At 69.7% G+C, this 18,037-nt stretch carries 20 protein-coding genes; 8 read left to right on the forward strand and 12 right to left on the reverse strand.

Going from position 1 to position 18,037, the window contains the following annotated elements; all coding sequences use genetic code 11:
* Window positions 1-20: 20 nt before the first annotated feature.
* Genes SK803_RS10850 through SK803_RS10865 form a run of 4 tightly spaced genes read left to right on the forward strand, consistent with a single transcriptional unit; the run spans window position 21 to window position 2,272 of the window.
* Window positions 21-923, forward strand: a complete 903-nt coding sequence (locus tag SK803_RS10850; RefSeq protein ID WP_319965726.1) for a proteasome assembly chaperone family protein — start codon at window positions 21-23, stop codon at window positions 921-923.
* Between the two features lie 9 nt (window positions 924-932).
* Window positions 933-1,292, forward strand: coding sequence for an MmcQ/YjbR family DNA-binding protein (locus SK803_RS10855; RefSeq protein ID WP_319965727.1), 360 nt, complete (start codon window positions 933-935; stop codon window positions 1,290-1,292).
* Window positions 1,293-1,313: 21 nt separating this feature from the next.
* On the forward strand, window positions 1,314-1,751 hold the full coding sequence (locus tag SK803_RS10860; protein WP_319965728.1) for a hypothetical protein: 438 nt from the start codon (window positions 1,314-1,316) through the stop codon (window positions 1,749-1,751).
* Complete coding sequence (locus tag SK803_RS10865; protein ID WP_319965729.1) at window positions 1,751-2,272, forward strand: YciI family protein; 522 nt, start codon at window positions 1,751-1,753, stop codon at window positions 2,270-2,272. The genes SK803_RS10860 and SK803_RS10865 overlap by 1 nt, the downstream gene beginning before the upstream one ends.
* A 15-nt stretch (window positions 2,273-2,287) precedes the next feature.
* Here the strand turns inward: SK803_RS10865 and SK803_RS10870 are convergent, their stop codons facing one another.
* From SK803_RS10870 to SK803_RS10890, 5 genes are read right to left on the reverse strand one after another with little or no spacing between them, the layout of a single operon-like run.
* Window positions 2,288-2,746 carry a dihydrofolate reductase gene (locus tag SK803_RS10870; protein WP_319965730.1) on the reverse strand — a complete coding sequence of 153 codons (459 nt, stop codon included), beginning with the start codon at window positions 2,744-2,746 and terminating at the stop codon, window positions 2,288-2,290.
* Window positions 2,743-3,540 (reverse strand): thymidylate synthase, encoded by a 798-nt coding sequence (locus SK803_RS10875; protein ID WP_319965731.1) that lies wholly within the window; start codon window positions 3,538-3,540, stop codon window positions 2,743-2,745. Before SK803_RS10875 ends, SK803_RS10870 begins: the two co-directional genes overlap by 4 nt.
* Before the next feature lie 9 nt (window positions 3,541-3,549).
* Entirely contained in the window at window positions 3,550-4,152 is a 603-nt protein-coding gene (locus SK803_RS10880) for a nitroreductase family protein (protein ID WP_319965732.1), read from the reverse strand.
* Window positions 4,152-5,243: an acyl-CoA dehydrogenase family protein gene (locus tag SK803_RS10885; RefSeq protein ID WP_319965733.1), complete on the reverse strand. Its 1,092-nt coding sequence runs from the start codon at window positions 5,241-5,243 to the stop codon at window positions 4,152-4,154. The genes SK803_RS10880 and SK803_RS10885 overlap by 1 nt, the downstream gene beginning before the upstream one ends.
* A gap of 22 nt (window positions 5,244-5,265) precedes the next feature.
* Window positions 5,266-5,703 carry a MarR family winged helix-turn-helix transcriptional regulator gene (locus tag SK803_RS10890; RefSeq protein ID WP_319965734.1) on the reverse strand — a complete coding sequence of 146 codons (438 nt, stop codon included), beginning with the start codon at window positions 5,701-5,703 and terminating at the stop codon, window positions 5,266-5,268.
* A gap of 83 nt (window positions 5,704-5,786) precedes the next feature.
* On the opposite strand from SK803_RS10890, the gene SK803_RS10895 reads away from it, so the two are divergent.
* Both SK803_RS10895 and SK803_RS10900 read left to right on the forward strand, forming a co-directional pair.
* Window positions 5,787-6,551, forward strand: coding sequence for an SDR family NAD(P)-dependent oxidoreductase (locus SK803_RS10895; protein ID WP_319965735.1), 765 nt, complete (start codon window positions 5,787-5,789; stop codon window positions 6,549-6,551).
* 56 nt (window positions 6,552-6,607) lie between these two features.
* Window positions 6,608-7,393, forward strand: coding sequence for an aldo/keto reductase (locus SK803_RS10900; protein ID WP_319965781.1), 786 nt, complete (start codon window positions 6,608-6,610; stop codon window positions 7,391-7,393).
* Between the two features lie 68 nt (window positions 7,394-7,461).
* On the opposite strand, the gene SK803_RS10905 is transcribed toward SK803_RS10900, so the two are convergent.
* The 3 genes from SK803_RS10905 to SK803_RS10915 are packed head-to-tail and all read right to left on the reverse strand — an operon-like array spanning window position 7,462 to window position 10,504.
* Entirely contained in the window at window positions 7,462-8,787 is a 1,326-nt protein-coding gene (locus SK803_RS10905; RefSeq protein WP_319965736.1) for an ABC transporter permease, read from the reverse strand.
* Entirely contained in the window at window positions 8,787-9,512 is a 726-nt protein-coding gene (locus tag SK803_RS10910; protein ID WP_319965738.1) for an ABC transporter ATP-binding protein, read from the reverse strand. Before SK803_RS10910 ends, SK803_RS10905 begins: the two co-directional genes overlap by 1 nt.
* Window positions 9,512-10,504: an efflux RND transporter periplasmic adaptor subunit gene (locus SK803_RS10915; RefSeq protein WP_319965739.1), complete on the reverse strand. Its 993-nt coding sequence runs from the start codon at window positions 10,502-10,504 to the stop codon at window positions 9,512-9,514. Before SK803_RS10915 ends, SK803_RS10910 begins: the two co-directional genes overlap by 1 nt.
* A 283-nt stretch (window positions 10,505-10,787) precedes the next feature.
* Here SK803_RS10915 and SK803_RS10920 point away from each other — a divergent pair, with 283 nt between their 5' ends.
* The gene (locus tag SK803_RS10920) at window positions 10,788-11,264 is read left to right on the forward strand and encodes a DUF1360 domain-containing protein (protein ID WP_319965740.1); all 477 of its coding nucleotides are present in this window, start codon (window positions 10,788-10,790) and stop codon (window positions 11,262-11,264) included.
* Between the two features lie 114 nt (window positions 11,265-11,378).
* On the opposite strand, the gene SK803_RS10925 is transcribed toward SK803_RS10920, so the two are convergent.
* Window positions 11,379-11,810, reverse strand: a complete 432-nt coding sequence (locus tag SK803_RS10925) for a DUF4383 domain-containing protein (protein ID WP_319965741.1) — start codon at window positions 11,808-11,810, stop codon at window positions 11,379-11,381.
* Between the two features lie 89 nt (window positions 11,811-11,899).
* Between SK803_RS10925 and SK803_RS10930 the strand changes: the two genes are divergently transcribed.
* Window positions 11,900-12,298 carry a hypothetical protein gene (locus SK803_RS10930; protein WP_319965742.1) on the forward strand — a complete coding sequence of 133 codons (399 nt, stop codon included), beginning with the start codon at window positions 11,900-11,902 and terminating at the stop codon, window positions 12,296-12,298.
* Here the strand turns inward: SK803_RS10930 and SK803_RS10935 are convergent.
* The 3 genes from SK803_RS10935 to SK803_RS10945 all read right to left on the reverse strand — a co-directional run bounded on the left by SK803_RS10935 (window position 12,247) and on the right by SK803_RS10945 (window position 18,000).
* Window positions 12,247-15,120 (reverse strand): AAA family ATPase, encoded by a 2,874-nt coding sequence (locus SK803_RS10935; RefSeq protein ID WP_319965743.1) that lies wholly within the window; start codon window positions 15,118-15,120, stop codon window positions 12,247-12,249. The genes SK803_RS10930 and SK803_RS10935 overlap by 52 nt on opposite strands.
* Before the next feature lie 85 nt (window positions 15,121-15,205).
* Window positions 15,206-15,394, reverse strand: coding sequence for a hypothetical protein (locus SK803_RS10940; RefSeq protein ID WP_319965744.1), 189 nt, complete (start codon window positions 15,392-15,394; stop codon window positions 15,206-15,208).
* Complete coding sequence (locus tag SK803_RS10945; RefSeq protein ID WP_319965745.1) at window positions 15,391-18,000, reverse strand: type 2 lanthipeptide synthetase LanM family protein; 2,610 nt, start codon at window positions 17,998-18,000, stop codon at window positions 15,391-15,393. Before SK803_RS10945 ends, SK803_RS10940 begins: the two co-directional genes overlap by 4 nt.
* Window positions 18,001-18,037: the final 37 nt, after the last annotated feature.

The raw sequence follows: 18,037 nt of genomic DNA on the forward strand, positions 1-18,037 counted from the left end.
TTTGGACGAGACGCGAATCGATGTTCAGGAGGCGTGCGGTGGACCCGGAGAACCTGTACGAGGTGGACTCGGAGGTGCCGGACCTGACGGGTGCGGTGCTGCTGCACCACTTCGAGGGCTTCATGGACGCCGGCGCCGCGGGCCGACTGCTCGCCGAGCACCTGCTGGAGACCCTCGAGAGCCGCGTCGTCGCGCGTTTCGACATCGACGGCCTGATCGACTACCGCTCGCGCCGCCCGCTGATGACCTACGCGACCGACCACTGGGAGGACTACGCCGCCCCGGAACTGGTCGTGCACCTGCTGTGGGACAGCGCCGGCCACCCGTTCCTGCTGCTCAACGGCCCCGAGCCGGACCGCGGCTGGGAGGCGTTCATCCTCGCCGTGCGCTCGCTCATCGACCGCTGGGGCGTGCGCCTGACCCTCGGCTTCCACGGCATCCCGATGGGCGTGCCGCACACACGCCCGTTGAACGTCATCGGCCACGCCACCCGGCCCGAGCTCGTGTCCGAGTACCAGCCGTTCTTCAACCGCGTGCAGGTGCCGGGCAACGTGTCGGGGCTGCTCGAGTTCCGCCTCGGCCAGGCCGGCCACGACGCGATGGGCTTCGCCGCCCAGGTGCCGCACTACCTGGCGCAGTCCCAGTACCCGACCGCCGCGGTCACCCTGCTCGACGCCGTCGCGCGGGCGACGGGTCTGGCGTTGCCGATCGGGTCGCTCGTCGACGCCGCTCAGGCCGCCGACGCCGAGATCCACCGGCAGGTCGCGGAGTCCGAGGAGGTGGCCCAGGTGGTCGAAGCGCTCGAGCGGCAGTACGACGCCTTCATCCAGACTGTGGGCAACACCGACCTCCCCAGCGCGGACGAACTGGGCGCCGAGTTCGAACGGTTCCTGGCCGAGCAGCAGCGTCCGCCAGACCTGTAGGAGCGAGTGATGGCCACCTGGGACGACGTGCACAGGATCGCCACCTCCATGCCCGACGTGACCGAGCGGGTGCGGGAGGGCGTCGTCGACTGGCGGGTCAAGGAGAAGCTCTTCGTCTGGGAACGGCCGCTGCGCAAGTCCGACCTGGCCGCGCTGGGTGCCGCGGCCCCCTCTGGACCGATCCTGGCCGCGCGGGTGCCGGACCTGGGTGCCAAGGAGGCGTTGCTCGCCTCCGACGGTTCCGTCTACTTCACCACGCCGCACTTCACCGGGTATCCCGCGATTCTGGTGCGGCTGGAGCACATCGAGGTGGGCGAGCTGGAAGAGCTCATCGTGGAGGCCTGGCACGCGCGGGCCCGTCGCCGGTAGATCGGCAGAACTGAGGCGCTCGTGCTGGTTTCCTGGATTCTCGAAGTAGCGGAAGGACCGTTGCTGCTCAACGGCGACATGGCCGAGGAAGCCGCGGAGAACACCTGGAGTCTCGGAGTGGGCGTGGAGGACTCGCTGGTGGCCGCGGAGGTCGTGGCCGCCTTCGAGAAGACCGCCCGGCTGCTGGGTCAGCGGGTGGCCGCCATGGGGAAGACCGCGACGTTCTACGTGTGGCACGACCAGCAGGCCGGACAGCTGAGGTGCTCGACCACGTCGTTGCCGCCCGACGGTCTGCCGTTCGGGGCGAAGGTGGATCCCGCGGTGCCGCTGGCTTCCATCGTCGAGGGGTTCCTCACCGATCCCGGCGGATCCGTCGCGTGGGACGACCTCTACGAGGACTCGCCCGAGTCCGAGATGCCCGAGTTCGTGCTGCCGGTCTGGGCTGTGAAGATCGGCTGATGGAGTTCTTCTGCTACCACCGCGATCGGCCGGGTTCGCGGCCGTTGCGCGAGAAGCTGGGCGAGGAGCACTGGTCCTACATGGATCGGTTCGAGCTGATCGCCCGCGGCCCGACGTTCTCCGGCGAGGTGCTCACCGGCAGCGTGCACGTCGTTGAGTTGCCCGCCGTGGCGGACGCACGGGCGTTTGTGTTCGACGAGCCGAACTACCAGGCCGGCGCGTATCGGGACGTGCTGCTGCGCAGGTGGCGCAACGTGCTCGGGCGCACGATGTGGGACTTCCCTGGAGGCAGGGAGGGCGGCGGCCACCTGGTGCTCGGGTTCGGGTCGGGGGAGCCGGTGGACCTGGTCCCCGAACGTCTCGACGAGCTGATCGCGTACGGGCCGTTGCTCTCCGACGACGGCACCGCCTGGCTGGGGACGGCCGCGCTGGTCAGGTCCGCGGACCCGCGGTCGGTGCTGACCGCCGGCCGCTACGACGCCGTCGAGGTGCACGAGTGGGAGTTCGGCGGCCGGCGTTGATGGTTCTGGCGCTGACTACGTGTAGGTGACGAACCGGTAGTGCAGCCCTGAGCTGGACTCCTGCCACTCACCGACGGTCGCCGGTTCGCGATCGATCTCCGGCGCGTACGTGTCGCCCTCGAACGTCTCGCGGATCTCGGTCACCTCGACGCGGTCCGCGAACGGCAGCGTGGCCGCGTACACCGCCGAGCCACCCATCACCCACAGGTCACCGGTGACGTCCGCGAGCGCCTCCTCCAGCGAGGCGAACGTCTCGGCGCCCTCCTGCGGCGTCCGGCTGAGCACCAGGTTGCGGCGGCCAGGCAGCGGGCGGAAGCGTTCCGGCAACGACTCCCAGGTGCGGCGGCCCATCAGGACCGCCGAGCCGGCGGTGATCTCGCGGAAGTGCTTCATGTCCTCCGGGACGCGCCACGGAATGGCGTTGTCGCGGCCGATCACGCGGTTGGCCGCCTGGGCCCAGATCAGGCCGATCACACCGCCACCGGCGCCTTGATGCCGGGGTGCGGGTCGTAGCCCTCGATCGTGAAGTCCTCGTAGGAGTAGTCGAACAACGACGCGGCGGGAGCCATCTTCAGCGTGGGGAACTCGCGGGCCTCACGGCTGAGCTGCAGTTCGACCTGCTCGACGTGGTTGTCGTAGATGTGGCAGTCGCCGCCGGTCCAGATGAAGTCGCCGACGCCGAGCCCGGTCTGCGCGGCGATCATGTGCGTCAGCAGGGCGTAGGAGGCGATGTTGAACGGCACGCCGAGGAACAGGTCCGCGCTGCGCTGGTAGAGCTGGCAGGACAGCTTGCCGTCGGCCACGTAGAACTGGAAGAACGCGTGGCACGGCGGCAGGGCCATGTTCGCGATCTCGCCGACGTTCCAGGCGGACACGATGATGCGGCGCGAGTCCGGGTTCGTCGTCAACGTCTTGAGGACGTCCGCGATCTGGTCGATGTGACCGCCGTCCGGGGTCGGCCAGGAGCGCCACTGCACGCCGTAGACCGGGCCGAGCTCTCCCTCGGGAGACGCCCACTCGTCCCAGATGGACACGCCGTGTTCCCGCAGCCACTTCACGTTGCTGTCGCCGCGCAGGAACCACAGCAGCTCGTAGGCGATCGACTTGAAGTGCACCCGCTTGGTCGTGATCAGCGGGAAACCCGCGGCGAGCGGATAGCGCAGCTGGTGGCCGAAGATCGACCGCGTGCCGGTGCCGGTGCGGTCCTCCTTGCGCACGCCCTCTTTCAGGACGTGGCGGAGCAGGTCTTCGTACTGCGTGTCGGGCATGAACGCACCCTAACTCCAGCGGTTGAACGAAGTCAGCTCCGCCACGTCGCGTCGCGCGGCCACCGAGAACTTCCCGGCAGGATGACCGAGCGGCACCAGCGCGGCGATCTCCCACCTGTCCGGCACGCCGAGCAGGTCCAGCGTCTCCGCCTGATGCACCCTGATGACCGTGGTCAGCGTGGTGCCCAGGCCCAGCGCGCGGGCCGCCAGGCAGAAGTTCTGCACGGCCGGGTAGACCGAGGCGTGCACCGGTCCGATGTCGATGCCCTGTACCAGCGACGGCAGGCGCGGCATGAGGAAGAACACGATCACCGGCACGGTCGCCAGGTGCTCGGCGAGGTGGTTCGCGGAACGTTCGATGCGCACTCCGGCCGCGTCGGTGCGTTCGGGCGCTACCTCGGTGTAGCGGGTGAACGCGCTGCGGTACAGCTTCCCCACCTCGGCGCGCAGGTCGGGATCGGTGACGACCAGGTAGCGGGTCGGCTGGACGTTGCCGCCGGACGGGGCCTGCTGGGCCGCGCGCAGGCACGTCCACAGGTCCTCGTCCGCGACGGGCTCATCGGTGAACCGGCGGATCGCCCGCGTGGTCATGATCGCTTCGAGCGCGTCCATCAGAACCTCGTCATGTCCGGGCCGAGCCCGAGCTTGAGCATCGAGTACGTCTCCAGCATCCGCCGCGACACCACGGTGTGCTGAGCCGCGACGTGCACATCGCGCAGGCACCGCTGCAACGGCGACGACTCGAACACCGAGCTACCACCGCCTGCCGCGAACGCCTTCTGGCTCACCTCGGTGGCCTCACCCGCGGCGAACGAACAGGCCAGCCGCAGCCGCGCCTTCACCGGATCCGGTGAAGGTTCGCCGTTCGCCGCGTGGTCCCAGGCCGTGCTCAGCGTCTCGTGCAGGAACGCGGCCGCCCCCGACAGCCGGGCCTCCATCAGCGCGATGTCGATCTGCACGCCGGTCTGCTCGGCGAGGCGGGTCGTGGCGTACTGCGGCGTCTTCTCCGCGGCCAGCGCCTCGATCTCGTCGATCGCGCGCCGGGCCACGCCGAGGCACACGGACGCGACGCCCACGGCCAGGAAGCTGAAGTACGGGAAGATCGTGATCGGGCCTTCGATGCCCGGCGTGCCGCCGATGGGCCACACCGCGCGGCGGGCCGGCAGGAACGCGTCGGCGACGGAGAACTCGTGCGAGCTGGTCGCACGCAGGCCGGCGGCGTGCCAGGTGTCGTGGATCGTCACGTCTTCACGCGGATACACGGCCAGACGCGGACCTTCTGGCGTGAAGGTGCCACCGATGACCCACGACGCGTGCGTGACGGCGCTGCCCCAGCCCCAACGACCGGTCACGCGGTAACCGCCGTCGGTCGTGACAGCCTTCCCCAACGGTGCCGCGGTGCCCGCGATCAACGCGCGCGGGTCGCCGAACACCTCGTCGGCGGCCTCCTGCGGCAGGTACCAGGCCAGCGACGACGAGATGGTGGTCGTCATCGCGGTCCAGCCGGTCGAGGCGTCGGACCGCGACAGCTCCTGGACCTCGCGGCTCCACTCGGGCAGGCCGAGTTCGGCGCCGCCGTAGCGCTTCGGGGCGATCAGGCGGTGCACGCCGTGGTCGACGAGCGCGGTCAGCACCGGTTCGGTGAGAGCGCGCTGTTGCTCGGCCAACGGCGCCTCGGCGCGGATCAGGGCGTGGAGATCCATGCGCGGGATCTTGCTGGACGCGCTACAGCTTGGCGAGCGCCTCAACGAGTGGCTTGAGCTCCGGAGTCCCTGAAGCCTCCTCCAGCGACGCGGACAGCACCTCGTCGTGGGTCGGGCGGGCGAGCGCGAGCAGGTCGTGGCCCTTGTCGGTGACCTCGGTGTAGATGCCGCGGCGGTCGGTGGGGCACAGGTAGCGCGCGAGCAGGCCGCGGTCCTCGAGTCGCGTGACCAGGCGCGTTGTGGCGGACTGGCTGAGCACCACGGCGTTGGACAGCTGGTTCATCCGAAGGTGGAAGCCGTCCTGGCGGTTGAGGACGTCCAGAACGGTGTACTCGCTGACCGAGAGCTCGTGCGCCTTCTGCAGTGCTCTCTCGAGGCGGTCCTCGATGCGTGCGTGCAACGCCGCGAGCGTGCGCCAGCCCTGCGCGCGCGCCTGGACGGCGTCGTCGTCCAGTGACATAGGTCAATCCCTCTCAAATAGACAGCGTCTGCAACTATTGCGTACGCTTGTAATCGTCTTCAACAAGTCTACCGGGGAGAGACATGGATCTGTCGGGACGCACGGCACTTGTGACGGGCTCCACCGCGGGCATCGGCTTCGCCACGGCGGAAGGCCTGCTCAGGGCGGGTGCTTCCGTCGTCGTCAGCGGCCGCGGCGAGGAGCGCGTGGCCGAGGCGGTCGGCAAGCTGAGCGCTCACGGTGACGTGCGAGGCGTCGCGGCGGACATCTCGACCGCGGAGGGTGCCGCCTCGCTGATCAGCCAGGTGCCCGACGTGGACGTGCTGGTCAACAACCTGGGCATCTACGGCGCGCAGCCGGTGTTCGAGATCGACGACGCCGAGTGGCAGCGCTACTTCGACACCAACGTCATGTCCGGCGTACGGCTCTCGCGGCACTACACGCCGCGCATGGTCGAGCGCGGCTGGGGCCGGGTGATCTTCGTGAGCAGCGAGTCGTCCGTCTTCACGCCGACCGAGATGGTCCACTACGGCATGGCGAAGACCGCGCAGCTCGCCATCGCGCGCGGCATGGCCCAGTCCGTGAAGGGCACCGGCGTCACGGTGAACTCCGTGCTGCCCGGCCCGACGCTCACGCCGGGCGTGGAGGAGTTCATCCGCGACCGCGTCGGCGACGGCGGCGAGGCGGAGTTCGTCCGGACCGAACGCCCCACCTTGTTGCTGGGCCGCCTGATCCGCCCCCACGAGGTCGCGAACCTCATCACCTACGTCGCGTCGGACCTGTCGTCCGCGACGACCGGAGCCGCGTTGCGCGTCGACGGCGGCACCGCTCCGACGATCATTCCGTAAGCACTGACTGGTAAGGATCTGCTTTGAACATCGTCAAGCTCAACAACGGCGTTTCCATGCCCCAGCTCGGTTTCGGCGTCTGGCAGGTGCCGGACGCGGAGGCCACGCCCGCCGTCGCGGAGGCGTTGAAGGCGGGCTACCGCAGCATCGACACCGCCGCGGCCTACGGCAACGAGGCGGGCACCGGTGCGGCGATCGCGCAGTCCGGTGTGGACCGTGACGACGTCTTCGTCACCACCAAGCTGTGGAACGACGACCACGGCTACGACAACACCCTGCGCGCGTTCGACGAGTCGCTGAAGAAGCTCAAGCTCGACGTGCTCGACCTGTACCTGATCCACTGGCCGACCCCGGCCCGCGACAACTACGTGGACACCTGGAAGGCGTTCGTCGAGCTGCAGAAGGAGGGCCGCGTCCGTGCGATCGGCGTCTCCAACTTCCAGCCCGCGCACCTTCAGCGGCTGATCGACGAAACCGGCGTCGTGCCCGCGGTCAACCAGATCGAGCTGCACCCGTACCTGCAGCAGGGCGAGGTGCGCGCCTTCCACGCCGAGCACGGCATCCAGACCGAGGCCTGGTCCCCGCTCGGCCAGGGCGGCGAGCTGCTCTCCGACCCGGTGGTCACGAAGATCGCGCTGGCCCACGGCAAGTCCCCGGCGCAGGTCGTGCTGCGCTGGCACCTGCAGATCGGCAACGTCGTGATCCCGAAGTCCGTGACGCCGTCCCGGATCCGGGAGAACATCGACGTGTTCGACTTCTCGCTCGCGTCCGACGAGATCGCCGCTCTGTCCACTCTGGACCGCGGCGGCCGCATCGGCCCGGACCCGGACGAGCTCAACTAGCATCAGAAGTACGAAGCCCCGGCCCGCTCGATGCGGTCCGGGGCTTCGCTGGCAACAGGCCTGAAGGACTAGGCCCGCATGACTGTGGCGATCGGGATCCGTGCCGCGCGGATGGCCGGGATGAGGCCACCCAGCACACCGGCGATCAGACCCGCGATCACACCCGCGACACCGGCCTCCCACGGGAAGGTGGTGCCCTGCAACGACGGGAAGCGGCCACCGAACATCATCAGCGCGACCTGCAGGCCCGCCGCGCCCGCGCCGATCGCCAGTGCGGCGGTCAGCAGGCCGGTCAGCAGCGTCTCGGCGAGCACGATGCCCGCGAGCAGCAGGCGGGACATGCCCACCGCGCGGCGCAGCGCGAACTCCTCGACGCGTTCGCCGACGGTGGCGAGGCCGACGTTCAGGATGCCCGCGACGCCGATCAGCAGCACCATGAACGCCATGCCGAGGAAGATCAGGCGCATGATCCGCAGCTCGGACTCCATGCGCTCCTTGGACTTCACCGTCTGGAAGTGCAGCTGGTCCTGCGGGATGCCGGCACCGACGAGCTTGGCCTTCAGCAGCTGCTGCAGTTCGTCGGACCCCGGCTGCAGGTAGAGCTCGAGTTGGGTGCCGCCGCCGCGGAACCTGTTGGCGTCGCTGTTCGCCGCCGCCGACGGCATCCACGTGCGCAGCTCGTCGAGGCGCATGTAGATCCGCGGCTGCATGTTGCCGTCCTGCACCACGCCGATGATCTGCGGCGACACGTGGTGGGTGGCACCGTCGATCATCATCTCGCCGGGGACGCGGTACTGCCGCAGGCCCTTGGCGGCCTCCTCGTTCAGCACGATCCTCGGAGCCAGTGAAGGCGCGGAGCCGAAGTCGAGCCAGCTGCCGGAGACCGGGCGGAACGGCTTGAACGGGCGGATGTCACCGGTCAGCGCGACCATGCTGACCTCGATCGCCTGGCCGTCCGGCTTCTTCTCCGGTGCCTTCTGCTCCTGGCAGATGCCGTTGGAGTCGCAGTACATCATCGGGCCGTTGTAGCCGCCCTGACCCGCGTACTCGAACGGCATGCCGCCCTCGTTGATCGGCCGCACTCCCGGCTCACCGATGATCGCCTGCGAGCTGATCATCGCGACCGCGTCGGAGCGGCCCTTCAGCGAAGCCTCAACGATGCCCGGCGCGCCCTTCTCGCCGGGGATGTAGCCCATGATCGTGCCGTCCTTGCCGGCCTGCAGCTCGACGTCGGTGAGCATCGCGCGTTCGGCGATCTCGGACCCCGCCTGCACCGCCACGACCGCGAGCACGCCGAGGAACAGCGACACCATCGACAGGAACGTGCGCAGTTTGCGGGCGCGGATGCCCTGTCCGCCGATGACCAGGGCGGACCGCAACTTGCCGGAGAACATCAGTTGAACCGCCCGTCGCGGAGCTCCAGCACGCGGCCCATCTTGCGCGCGTGGTCGTGGTCGTGCGTGACCAGCACCAGGCCGCAGCCCTGCCTGGTCGTGTTGAGCAGCACCTCGACGACGAGGTTGCCGGTCTCGGTGTCGAGCGCGCCGGTCGGTTCGTCGGCGAGGATGATCCGCGGCTGCCGGACCAGCGCGCGGGCGATCGCGACGCGCTGCTGCTCACCGCCGGAAAGCCTGGTGGGCTTGGACTTCGCGAGGTGCGCGATGCCGACCTGCTCGAGCGCCTCCATGACCTGCTGCTTGCGCTTGCGGCGCGCCGACCAGCCCTGGCCGTTCACCAGCGCCATCGCCACGTTCTGCGCCGCGGTGAGGTGTTTGAGCAGGAAGAAGCGCTGGAACACGAACCCGAACTCCGCGCTGCGCAACGCCGCTGCCTTGCGCTCGGGGAGCTTCGTGATGTCGTTGCCGTGCAGGAGGTACTGGCCCTCGTCGGCGCGGTCGAAGAGCCCGATCAGGCTCAGCAGCGTCGACTTGCCGGAACCGGAGCGGCCGAGGATCGCCACGCTCTGTCCAGGTAGGACGGTGAAGTCCACACCGGACAGAATCGTGCGCGGTTCTCCTTGTCCCTTCAGGACTTTGGTGAGGCCGCTGAGCTGGAGCAGTGGCTGCTGCACCTGGACCTGGGGCTGGGACGGCTGAGGCTGGGTCACGTCCGGGGTCATCACGGTCCCGTCGGCTTCTGCTGCTGGTCGCCGCCCTGCTGCTGGCCCTCCGGCAGGTTCGGGCCGGGCACGGCCAGTTCCTCGTCACCGGTGAGACCGGACTTGATCTCGACGACCTTGCCGTCGGTGAGCCCCAGGGTCACGTCGATCGTCCGGCGCGAGCCGTCCGGCTGGATCACGTCGACCTTGCCCTTGCCCTGCGTGCCCGCCACGGCCTCGACCGGAACGACCAGCGCCTGCGCGGCCTTGCCGGTGGTGACCTCGATCGACGCGGTGGCGCCGTTGATCATCTGCACGTCCGCGCCGCCGGTGCACACGATGCGCAGGCCCGTCGAGGAGCTCGGCTGCTGCGGCTGTTCCTGCTTCGGTTCTTCCTTCTTCGGCTGGCCCGCCGGCGTGTCCTTGTTGTCCGGCGTCTGCGTGGGCTTCTCCGGGATGGTGCCCTGCGGCAGCGCGGCGATCGTGCCGAGCACGGTGCACGGGAACGGGCCGGGGCCGTTCTTGATCTGCGCCGTCACGTCCGTGAGCGCACCGCTGATCTTGTACGCCTGCGCGCCGTCGATGTCGCCGACCAGCGCGTATCCCACGTGCTTGGCCGAGGCGATCGGCATGCCCGCGGTCACCGTGGCCTTGTCGTCGACCAGCCTGCCGCCGAACGTGGCACCGGCCGGGATCTCGACGTAGTTCGGTGCCCCGTCCTTCCACACCGTCGCGACCCGGACGGGCTTGGTCGGCGTGCCGTTGGGCGGCGTGATCTCGAAGTACCGCACCTGACCCGCGACCGGCGCGACGAGCCCGAACGTCGGGTTCATCTCGACCTTGCCGTTGATGCTGAGCTTGGTCGTCAGGTCCTGCTTGGTCGGCTTGACCTTCGTCATCGTCGTGCCGCGCGGTGCCAGCTCCGGATTGGTCTGGTCCGGACCTGACGGACTGCACGCCGCCACGGCTACCGTGACCAGCGCGCACAGCGGCGCGAGAAGAATTTTGCGCACGAATGTCCCCCATGTCGTTTCGACCAACCTACCGATAAGGACACCTGATGGGCCGGGGAGGTTGCATCGGACTTTCGGCCGATGTGGCATCGACCTGGTGGCCACGGGTTTCCGGGCGTTGACCGGGAGGGGACCACCTGTGAATGCGCTTACCACGGTGAGCGTGCCGGATTCAGCCGATTCCTGACGGGTACTCGCGCCCCATGAGCCAATCGAATCCCATCCGGATCCAGAAGTACCTCTCCGGCGTGGACCACGCCGTCAGCGCGGAGGTTTCGAACGCATGAGGCGGGTCTGGCAGGCGTACGGCGAGGACAGGCCGCTGCCGGGCTACCTCCTGGCGATCGGCAGTTATGCGGTTCTCGTCGGCGCTGTCACGGTGGCCGGGCGCCTGACCGGCGTCCGGCTGCCCGAACGGTTCTCGCTCGCCGACACCGCGCTGGTCGGCGTGGCGACGCACAAAGCGAGCCGGTTGCTCACCAAGGAGGCCGTGACGAGTCCGCTGAGAGCTCCGTTCACCCGCTATGAGGAACCGGAAGGGCACGCGGAGCTCAAGGAGTCCGTCCGGTCGGACCATCCGGCGGGGCACGCGATCGGCGAACTGCTCACGTGCCCGTTCTGCGCGGGCGTGTGGATCGCGAGCGGGCTCACCGCGGGCCTCGTGTTCGCGCCGCGGCTGACCCGCCTGGTGTCGACCGCGCTCACCGCCGTCGCGGCGTCGGACGCGCTGAACCTCTTGTACGGCAACCAGAAGTCGTGACTCCCGGCCCAGCGCCGGAACGCGCGCCGGCACGGCGTCCGCCCGCAACGCGGTCCGGCCGGACGCCGTGCCGGGAAAACGAACTCTTCTTCTACCCCAACGGTGTCAGGGGTGTCAGCGCACGGCGGCACGCCGGCCGAGCGCCACTCCCAGTCCGATCATGCCGATGCCGAGGACGAAGTGCAGCCAGTCGTCCGCGGTGTTGAGCGGCACGAAGTTGGCACTGCTCGTCTTGTCGATCAGCAGGCCGTACAGCCACAGCACCAGGTAGATCGCGCCGCCGCCGATCAGGAACGCCCGCGAGCTGGCGGCCGTGCGTGCGGCCAGGAAGCCCGCGACGCCGAAGAGCAGGTGCACGATGTTGTGCAGGATCGAGACCATGAAGATCCCGAGCAGCATCGCACCGGACTCGTGACCGGAGAAGGTCATCTGGTCGTAGTCCGTGGTGATGCCGGGGACGAAGCCGAGCACGCCGACCAGTGCGAACACCGCCGCGACGATGAGCGCGGCCTGCTGGACCGGGGTGCGTGTCCTGACGTCGACCATGGGAGTCACCTCGTTCTGTGATGGACACGGACGGTGATCGGCTACCCGGCGCGGATAGGCACAAACGCGGGTGGGGTATCCGGACCGGCATGGACGACCAGACGATCGAAGCGCTCGGCAAGCTCAGCAAAGCCCTGGAGACCGTGGAACAGGCGCGCGGCCACCTCTACTCGTTCCACCAGCTCACCGGCAGCGCCGACTTCATGCTCGACGAGGTGATCGCCGCGTTGCGCGCGGCGGGCCACCACGACCACGCGGACCGGGTGCAGCGGGAGCTGGTCGGCAGGAACGTGCTGCCGGGGAAGTGGACGTTCGAGATCGTCGAGCTGTACGACGACACCTACTACGACGTGTTCCGGGACGTGGAGCGCGCCACCAGGAACGAGCTGGGCGGCGGTAAGCGCCACGAGCACGAGGCACGGCTCAAGCGCGAGCGTCAGCGGCTCAGTGCCGCCGCGTACGCCGACAGGGACTCCCGGTCCGGCTGACCCGTCTTGGCGATCAGCGACGCCACGTGCTTTTCGACCGTGCGCGGGGAGATGTGCAGCCTGGTCCCGATGGCCTTGTTGCCCATTCGGTCAGCCAGCAGCACGAACACCTCGAACTCGCGCACCGTGACGCCGTGCCCGCGCAACTGCCGCGGCACCTGTTCGGTACCGCTGCGGCGTTGCTGCACCGGCGCGCCGGCCTGCCTGAGCAGTCCCCGGCACGCCGAGGCCACCGCCGGGATCCCCTTCTGGTGGAAGTACTCCTCGGCCGAACGCAGCCAGCCCACCGGATCACCCCACCCGCCGGCGGCCGGGGCCACCAGCCGCAGGCCGAGATGGCGGGCCATCGGATACAACGCGGCGGCGTCCTGGGCGCGTCCGAAAGCGGCCACCGCCTCTTCGCGCCTGCCGTCCCGGCCGAGGAGAACGGCGTGCGCGAGGTCGGCGAACTGCCGGTTCCACCGCATGGTGGCGGCACTCGAGTTCACCTGCTCCTGGTAGTCGGGCCAGCCGAAACGGCCGTCGAGCACGCCGAGCAGCACGCGCATGCCGTGCGTGCCGGACAGGTGGAACGTCGTGGGGTTCTGCGACTCCAGCGCGAGAGCGCGGTCGAGCTCCTGCGTCGCCAGCGCGTGGTTTTCCTCCAGCAGGGCGCAGAACGCGCGCGCGAGTCCGATGCAGAGCGGGTACTCCTGGGCGCTGCTCTTCCCGACGGACTCGAACTTCGCGACGGCGTCGTCGGTTCCGGCGCGGTCGGCGCGGTGCGCGGCCAGGGTCGCCTTCGCCATCAGCAGATAACGGGTCAGAGCGTGAAACCGGAGCCGCGCGGTGGTCTCCAGAGACCTGTCGATCTGGTCGGAGGCCTCGGCGTAGTCGCCGACGAGCACGGACTGCAGCGCCAGGATGGCGTCCACGTTGTGCGCCACCGTGATCGCGCCCACCCGGAACGCCTCCGTGTGTGAGCGGCAGAGCGCCTCGGTGCTGCCGTGTTCGAGCCAGTCGTTGCCCGCCCGCCGCACCAGCGCGGTGGCGTGCTGGATCGGCATCTGTCGCGCGTCCGCGAGTGCGAGTGCTTTCCCGAAGCACGCGTTGGCCTCGGCGAGGTCCTGCTCGCGAGCGATGATCCCGAGCAGCTGCCACGCTTCGCACTCCACGGTCGGCAGCTGTGCCCGTGCGGCGGCATGAGCGGCCTGCCTGGCCAGCGACGCCGCCGAGGAGATCCGGTCCGCGCTCTGGATGTTCAGCGTGAGGTAGGCCGAGTTCACGTCCAGCTGCGCGGTCAGCTCGTCGGGCGCGCCGGGGCCCAGCAGCGTGCGGGCGATGCGCACCTGTTCCACGCCTTCGGTGAACCACCCGGCGGTGTGGGCGACGCGGGCGAGCCGGGTGTGCAGCTTCGCGCGGCGTGTGCTGTCCAGGCCGGGCAGGGTGATGTCCAAGGCGAACGCACGGTCGAAGTCGCCCTGCACGGCCAGCGCGGGGAGAAGGGTGTCGAGGACGTCGGCGCGGGCGCTGACCTCGTTGTCCAGCAAGTGTTGTGCACGATCCAGCAACGCGACAGCCGACTCCGCGCCACCACTCGCCAGCGCCCTCCTTCCCGCCTCCGCGAACAGCAGACCGGCCCGCGTGGAGGAACCGGCGTCGAACCGCAGTTTCGCGACGAGCGGGCACCAGTCGCCGGGCAGCCCGGGATGCAGGTCCTCGATCGCGTCGGCGGTGCGCTGGGACAGGTCCGTGCGTTCGGCCGGGGTCAGCTGGGTGAGCAACGCGTCCGCGGTCAGGGGATGCCGGAATGCGTACCAGTCGGGGGTGGGCTCGTCGGGCGTCACGAGCTGTGCGGCGACCCCGGCGTGCAGGTGGCTCAGCAACCCGCGGTCGTCGGTGCCGCTCACCCGCTGCACCACGGAGAGCGGGAACCGGTGGCCGAGCACGGCCGCGATGGAGAGCACCTCGCGGCCCTGCGGTCCCAGCCGGTCCGTGCGGTGCGCGACGCTGCGCACGAACGCCGCCGGCACCGGCAGCTTGAGCTCGCCGAGCACCTGCCAGCCCTGGGCACCGGCGACGAGCAGGCCGCCGCTCACCATGCCGTGCAGCAGTTCCTCGATGACGAACGGGTTTCCGGCGCTGTCCGTCCACAAGCGATCTGTGAGCTCCGCCGGTACCCGTTCGCTTTCCAGGCAGGCGGCCGTCATCTGCCCGACCTCGTCCTGCGTCAGCCTGCGCAGTTCCATCAGGCTGCCGGAACCGCGCTGCACCATCCGGTGGATCAGCTCCAGCGCGTTGCCCGGCTCGGTGCGGATCGTGGCGAGCAGCAGAACCGGTTGCTCCTCCAGGTTGTCCGCGAGGTACTCGATGACGGCGAGCGTCTCGGCGTCGGCCTCGTGCAGGTCTTCGAGGACGAGCAGGCACGGCGTCTTCCGTGCGACGGACCCGAGCAGTCTGAGCACCGCTTCCGCCAGCACGAGGACGGATTCCGTCGTGGACCTGTGGTCGTTCCACTCCGGGATCAGCTTGCCCAGCACGGGTTTGTACGGCCCGAGCGCGGAGTCGTCCGGTGGTTCACCGCGGAACAGACCCAGCAGAGCTTCCGCGATTGGACGAAACGGCACCATCGGGCCGATCGTCGTGCCGCGTCCTTTCAGCACCCGCATGCCCAGCTCGAACGCCCGCCCCGCGGCGTACCGCGCCAGCCTGGACTTGCCGATGCCGGCCTCGCCGGTCAGGAAAATCGCGCCACCACGGGATTCGCGCGCGTGTCCGAGTGCCCCCGTGATGGCCGCGACCTCTCGATCGCGGCCGACCACGTGGGGCGCTCTGGTCTGCATGGCTGGACCCTAGCGGCCGGGAGGTCCGTTCCGTATCGGCTGCCCAGGCGTATTCGACGCCGAAGTTTCTACCCCGAGTGTGGGTCTACCGGACGCTGACGCTCGTGTCCGACAGCGTGGGTGTGATCGACGCGAATGCGCCCACCGCGAGCGTCAGGCCCATCATCGCGCGGGCCCGCGCACCCGCGAAGGTCTTCGGGGTGAGTTCCATCTCCCCGATCACGGGCTCGACCTCGTCGGTCTGGTCGGCCGGGCGGTGCAGGGACTCGTTCATCTGGTGCACTCCTCGATGTGTTGTGTTGGTTCCAGCAGCAGGACCGATGGCACCGGGAACCCTTGGCGCAGCAGGCCGTGGCCGATTCCGGCCAGACCCGTGAGCAGCCCTGGCGACGGCACGCCACCTGGGGTGGCGCAGCGCGGGCCGTGGTCGTCCAGTGCTCCCAGCAACAGCGCCGTGCGGCGGGTCGCGGCGCTGGGGTGGTGCGCGGCCAGTGCTTCGACGACGCCCAGTTCACCGTGGCAGAGACTCATGTCCCGCAACGGTTCCCGTGCCGCCAGCAAGCCGGCGAGGCGTTCGTCGTCACGTGCCAGGGCCGCGCCCGCGAGGCCACTGCACCAACCGGAGTCGGTCGGGTCGATGGCGTCGCTCTCCAGAAAGGCCAGGCCTGTCACATCTGTTGACTCGTTCGAAACCGTTGCCGCGTAACGCCGCAGAGCCCATCCGATTCCCGCATGACCACGGGCGAAGCCATTCGTGGAACAAATCGCGGCACGTAGGACCGTCGCGTAGTGGTCCGCGAGCGCGAGGGAGTCGCGCGTACCGACGGCGAGCATCGCGGCCAGCGAGCCCGCGACGCCGTCCACGACGCTCATCGACGAATCTTCCAGCGGCATCAGCGACACCGCCGTTGAGAGCAGTGCGGGATCGAGGCCGAGCAACGGGGTCAGCCGCGCCAGCCCGTAACAGATGCCGCCCAGGCCGTGCAGCCCGCCGCCGGCCGCCGAGACGAGTTCGGGCGTCGAGCCGAACAGTTCCAGCAGCGCCGGCAGCGGGCGCATCGCGTCCACGGCGAAGTCGACGTACCTGGCCGCCCCGGTCAGCGCTCCCAGCTCCGCGAGGAACAGCGCGACACCCGTGTAGCCGTTGGACAGACCGGCACCGAGCGGTTGCACCGCCCAATGCCTGTCGTCGACCAGTTCGAGCCCGAGCCAGTTGACCCGGTTCTCGCCGGCGACCGCGTGCGCGAGGATCTGGTCCGCGATCCCGCACGCGGCGACCAGCAATCGTGCCGGATCCGGGTCGACCGGGGCGACGCCGCAGGACAACGGCGCGGCGGAGTGGTGCGAGACCGGTCGCGGCCGCGACGCCAGCGCCGCCGTGATCACCCACTGCTGGTCGTGCCGGTCGACCTCGCTCATCGCCGCGATCTTGCGTTCCACGGCGAGCAGTCCGGGCTCCGGCAGCATCCCCGGCAGCCGGAGCCCGGACCCGGTCCACAGGTCGCGAGAGCCCGGCCGGCACGTGAACAGCGGCACGTCACCGCGCCACAGATCAGCGACCTCGAACGGCACCAGCCGATCGAGCAACGGATCGTCGACCACCAGCACACCAAACGCCAGATCGCGGTCCAGCGCATCGGCCAAGACAGACGGATGTGTGGACTCGTCGAGCAATCTTGCGTATTGACGCGTCGCCCGCGCCACGAACCGCACCTCGTCGTCCGCACACGCACGAACCAGCCGCACCAGTTCGTCCCGATGCGCCACGATCGCGTCGTAGCTCGCGCGGAACCCCGCGAGCAGCGAGTCCTGGTAGTCGGCGGGCTCGGCTGGAATCCCGTGCAGCAACGGCCGGTTGAACGCCCCGGAGGACACGCTGGGCCGCCGCACGAGCCGCATCCGGTCCGTTCCCGCGTCCGCCCAGTCGACGACGTCCAACGGCGACGGCGCACCCCGATCACCGCCGACCCCGCCCACGTCCACGACCCCGTTGTCGCCCAGCAGCACGTGGGGGAGCAGCGCCGTGCGGTACACCGAACGGGCCAGCGCCAGCGCCGCCGGATCCTCGGACGCGCCGGGCGTCGGGTGGAACAGCGTCTCCACGTCCACGAGCACCGGCTGGTCACCGCACGCGATCAGGTTCTCGTAATGCATGTCCGTGCCGTCGACGGCGTAGAGCAGCGCCAGCAGCGCACCCAGCCGGCGGTAGAACTCGGCGACCCCGGCCACGTCCGCGCACGGCTCGTACTCGACGTGTTCGAGCCACCCGTACCCGTCGCGGGTGAGCAGTCGCGGCGACCGGAAGTTGATTCCAGTCCGCGTGGAAAGCCAGCGGAGCTGGGCGATGAACCGGACGTGCAGGCCCGTCGGCCGCGGCCGGTAGACCAGCCTCGCCCCGGACTCGAAACTCAGGATCGCGACCGTCCGCCCCTGCTGGTGCGGATCCCCCTGGCCCGTCTCGATCGCCACCAGCGCACCCGGATCGAGCCCGCCGAACAGCTCCCGGACGATCTCCGCCCGGTCGCGGGTGAACCGCGACGACAGCTCGTGGTGCACGGAAACGGCCTGCTCACAGGCCTGCGCGAGCAACCGCGCCAGCACCGGGTAGCGGGCGAAGACCGACGACAGGTCGAGCGTCCGGGTGAAGTCGTCGAACCGCTCGGACCCCGTGCTCCCGTTCAACGTGCCGCGGGCCCGGTGCAGCTCCAGCACCAGCGTGCGTGCCGCGATGCCCACCAGGCGCCGGCCGAGCTGCTCGGCGAACGCGGCGTCGAACGGCGGCGCGACCTCGGTGCGGGCAGCGTCGATCAACGGGCGCAACGCGTGCGCGAAGGCCGCTGTCCAGCTCTCGCCGGTGCTGGTCCCGGCCGCGGAGGTCACGCGGGAGAACCTCGCACGCGCGCCCGTCGGGCACATG

Source organism: Lentzea miocenica, from assembly GCF_033949945.1.
Classification (GTDB): domain Bacteria; phylum Actinomycetota; class Actinomycetes; order Mycobacteriales; family Pseudonocardiaceae; genus Lentzea; species Lentzea miocenica.

Bases quoted from the DNA above. Each gene is read 5' to 3' on its own strand.
- SK803_RS10850 (WP_319965726.1), top strand. From the start codon at position 21: ATGTTCAGGAGGCGTGCGGTGGACCCGGAGAACCTGTACGAGGTGGAC.
- SK803_RS10855 (WP_319965727.1), top strand. From the start codon at position 933: ATGGCCACCTGGGACGACGTGCACAGGATCGCCACCTCCATGCCCGAC.
- SK803_RS10865 (WP_319965729.1), top strand. From the start codon at position 1,751: ATGGAGTTCTTCTGCTACCACCGCGATCGGCCGGGTTCGCGGCCGTTG.
- SK803_RS10875 (WP_319965731.1), bottom strand. From the start codon at position 3,540: ATGCCCGACACGCAGTACGAAGACCTGCTCCGCCACGTCCTGAAAGAG.
- SK803_RS10880 (WP_319965732.1), bottom strand. From the start codon at position 4,152: ATGGACGCGCTCGAAGCGATCATGACCACGCGGGCGATCCGCCGGTTC.
- SK803_RS10885 (WP_319965733.1), bottom strand. From the start codon at position 5,243: ATGGATCTCCACGCCCTGATCCGCGCCGAGGCGCCGTTGGCCGAGCAA.
- SK803_RS10890 (WP_319965734.1), bottom strand. From the start codon at position 5,703: ATGTCACTGGACGACGACGCCGTCCAGGCGCGCGCGCAGGGCTGGCGC.
- SK803_RS10895 (WP_319965735.1), top strand. From the start codon at position 5,787: ATGGATCTGTCGGGACGCACGGCACTTGTGACGGGCTCCACCGCGGGC.
- SK803_RS10900 (WP_319965781.1), top strand. From the start codon at position 6,608: ATGCCCCAGCTCGGTTTCGGCGTCTGGCAGGTGCCGGACGCGGAGGCC.
- SK803_RS10905 (WP_319965736.1), bottom strand. From the start codon at position 8,787: ATGTTCTCCGGCAAGTTGCGGTCCGCCCTGGTCATCGGCGGACAGGGC.
- SK803_RS10910 (WP_319965738.1), bottom strand. From the start codon at position 9,512: ATGACCCCGGACGTGACCCAGCCTCAGCCGTCCCAGCCCCAGGTCCAG.
- SK803_RS10920 (WP_319965740.1), top strand. From the start codon at position 10,788: ATGAGGCGGGTCTGGCAGGCGTACGGCGAGGACAGGCCGCTGCCGGGC.
- SK803_RS10925 (WP_319965741.1), bottom strand. From the start codon at position 11,810: ATGGTCGACGTCAGGACACGCACCCCGGTCCAGCAGGCCGCGCTCATC.
- SK803_RS10930 (WP_319965742.1), top strand. From the start codon at position 11,900: ATGGACGACCAGACGATCGAAGCGCTCGGCAAGCTCAGCAAAGCCCTG.
- SK803_RS10935 (WP_319965743.1), bottom strand. From the start codon at position 15,120: ATGCAGACCAGAGCGCCCCACGTGGTCGGCCGCGATCGAGAGGTCGCG.
- SK803_RS10940 (WP_319965744.1), bottom strand. From the start codon at position 15,394: ATGAACGAGTCCCTGCACCGCCCGGCCGACCAGACCGACGAGGTCGAG.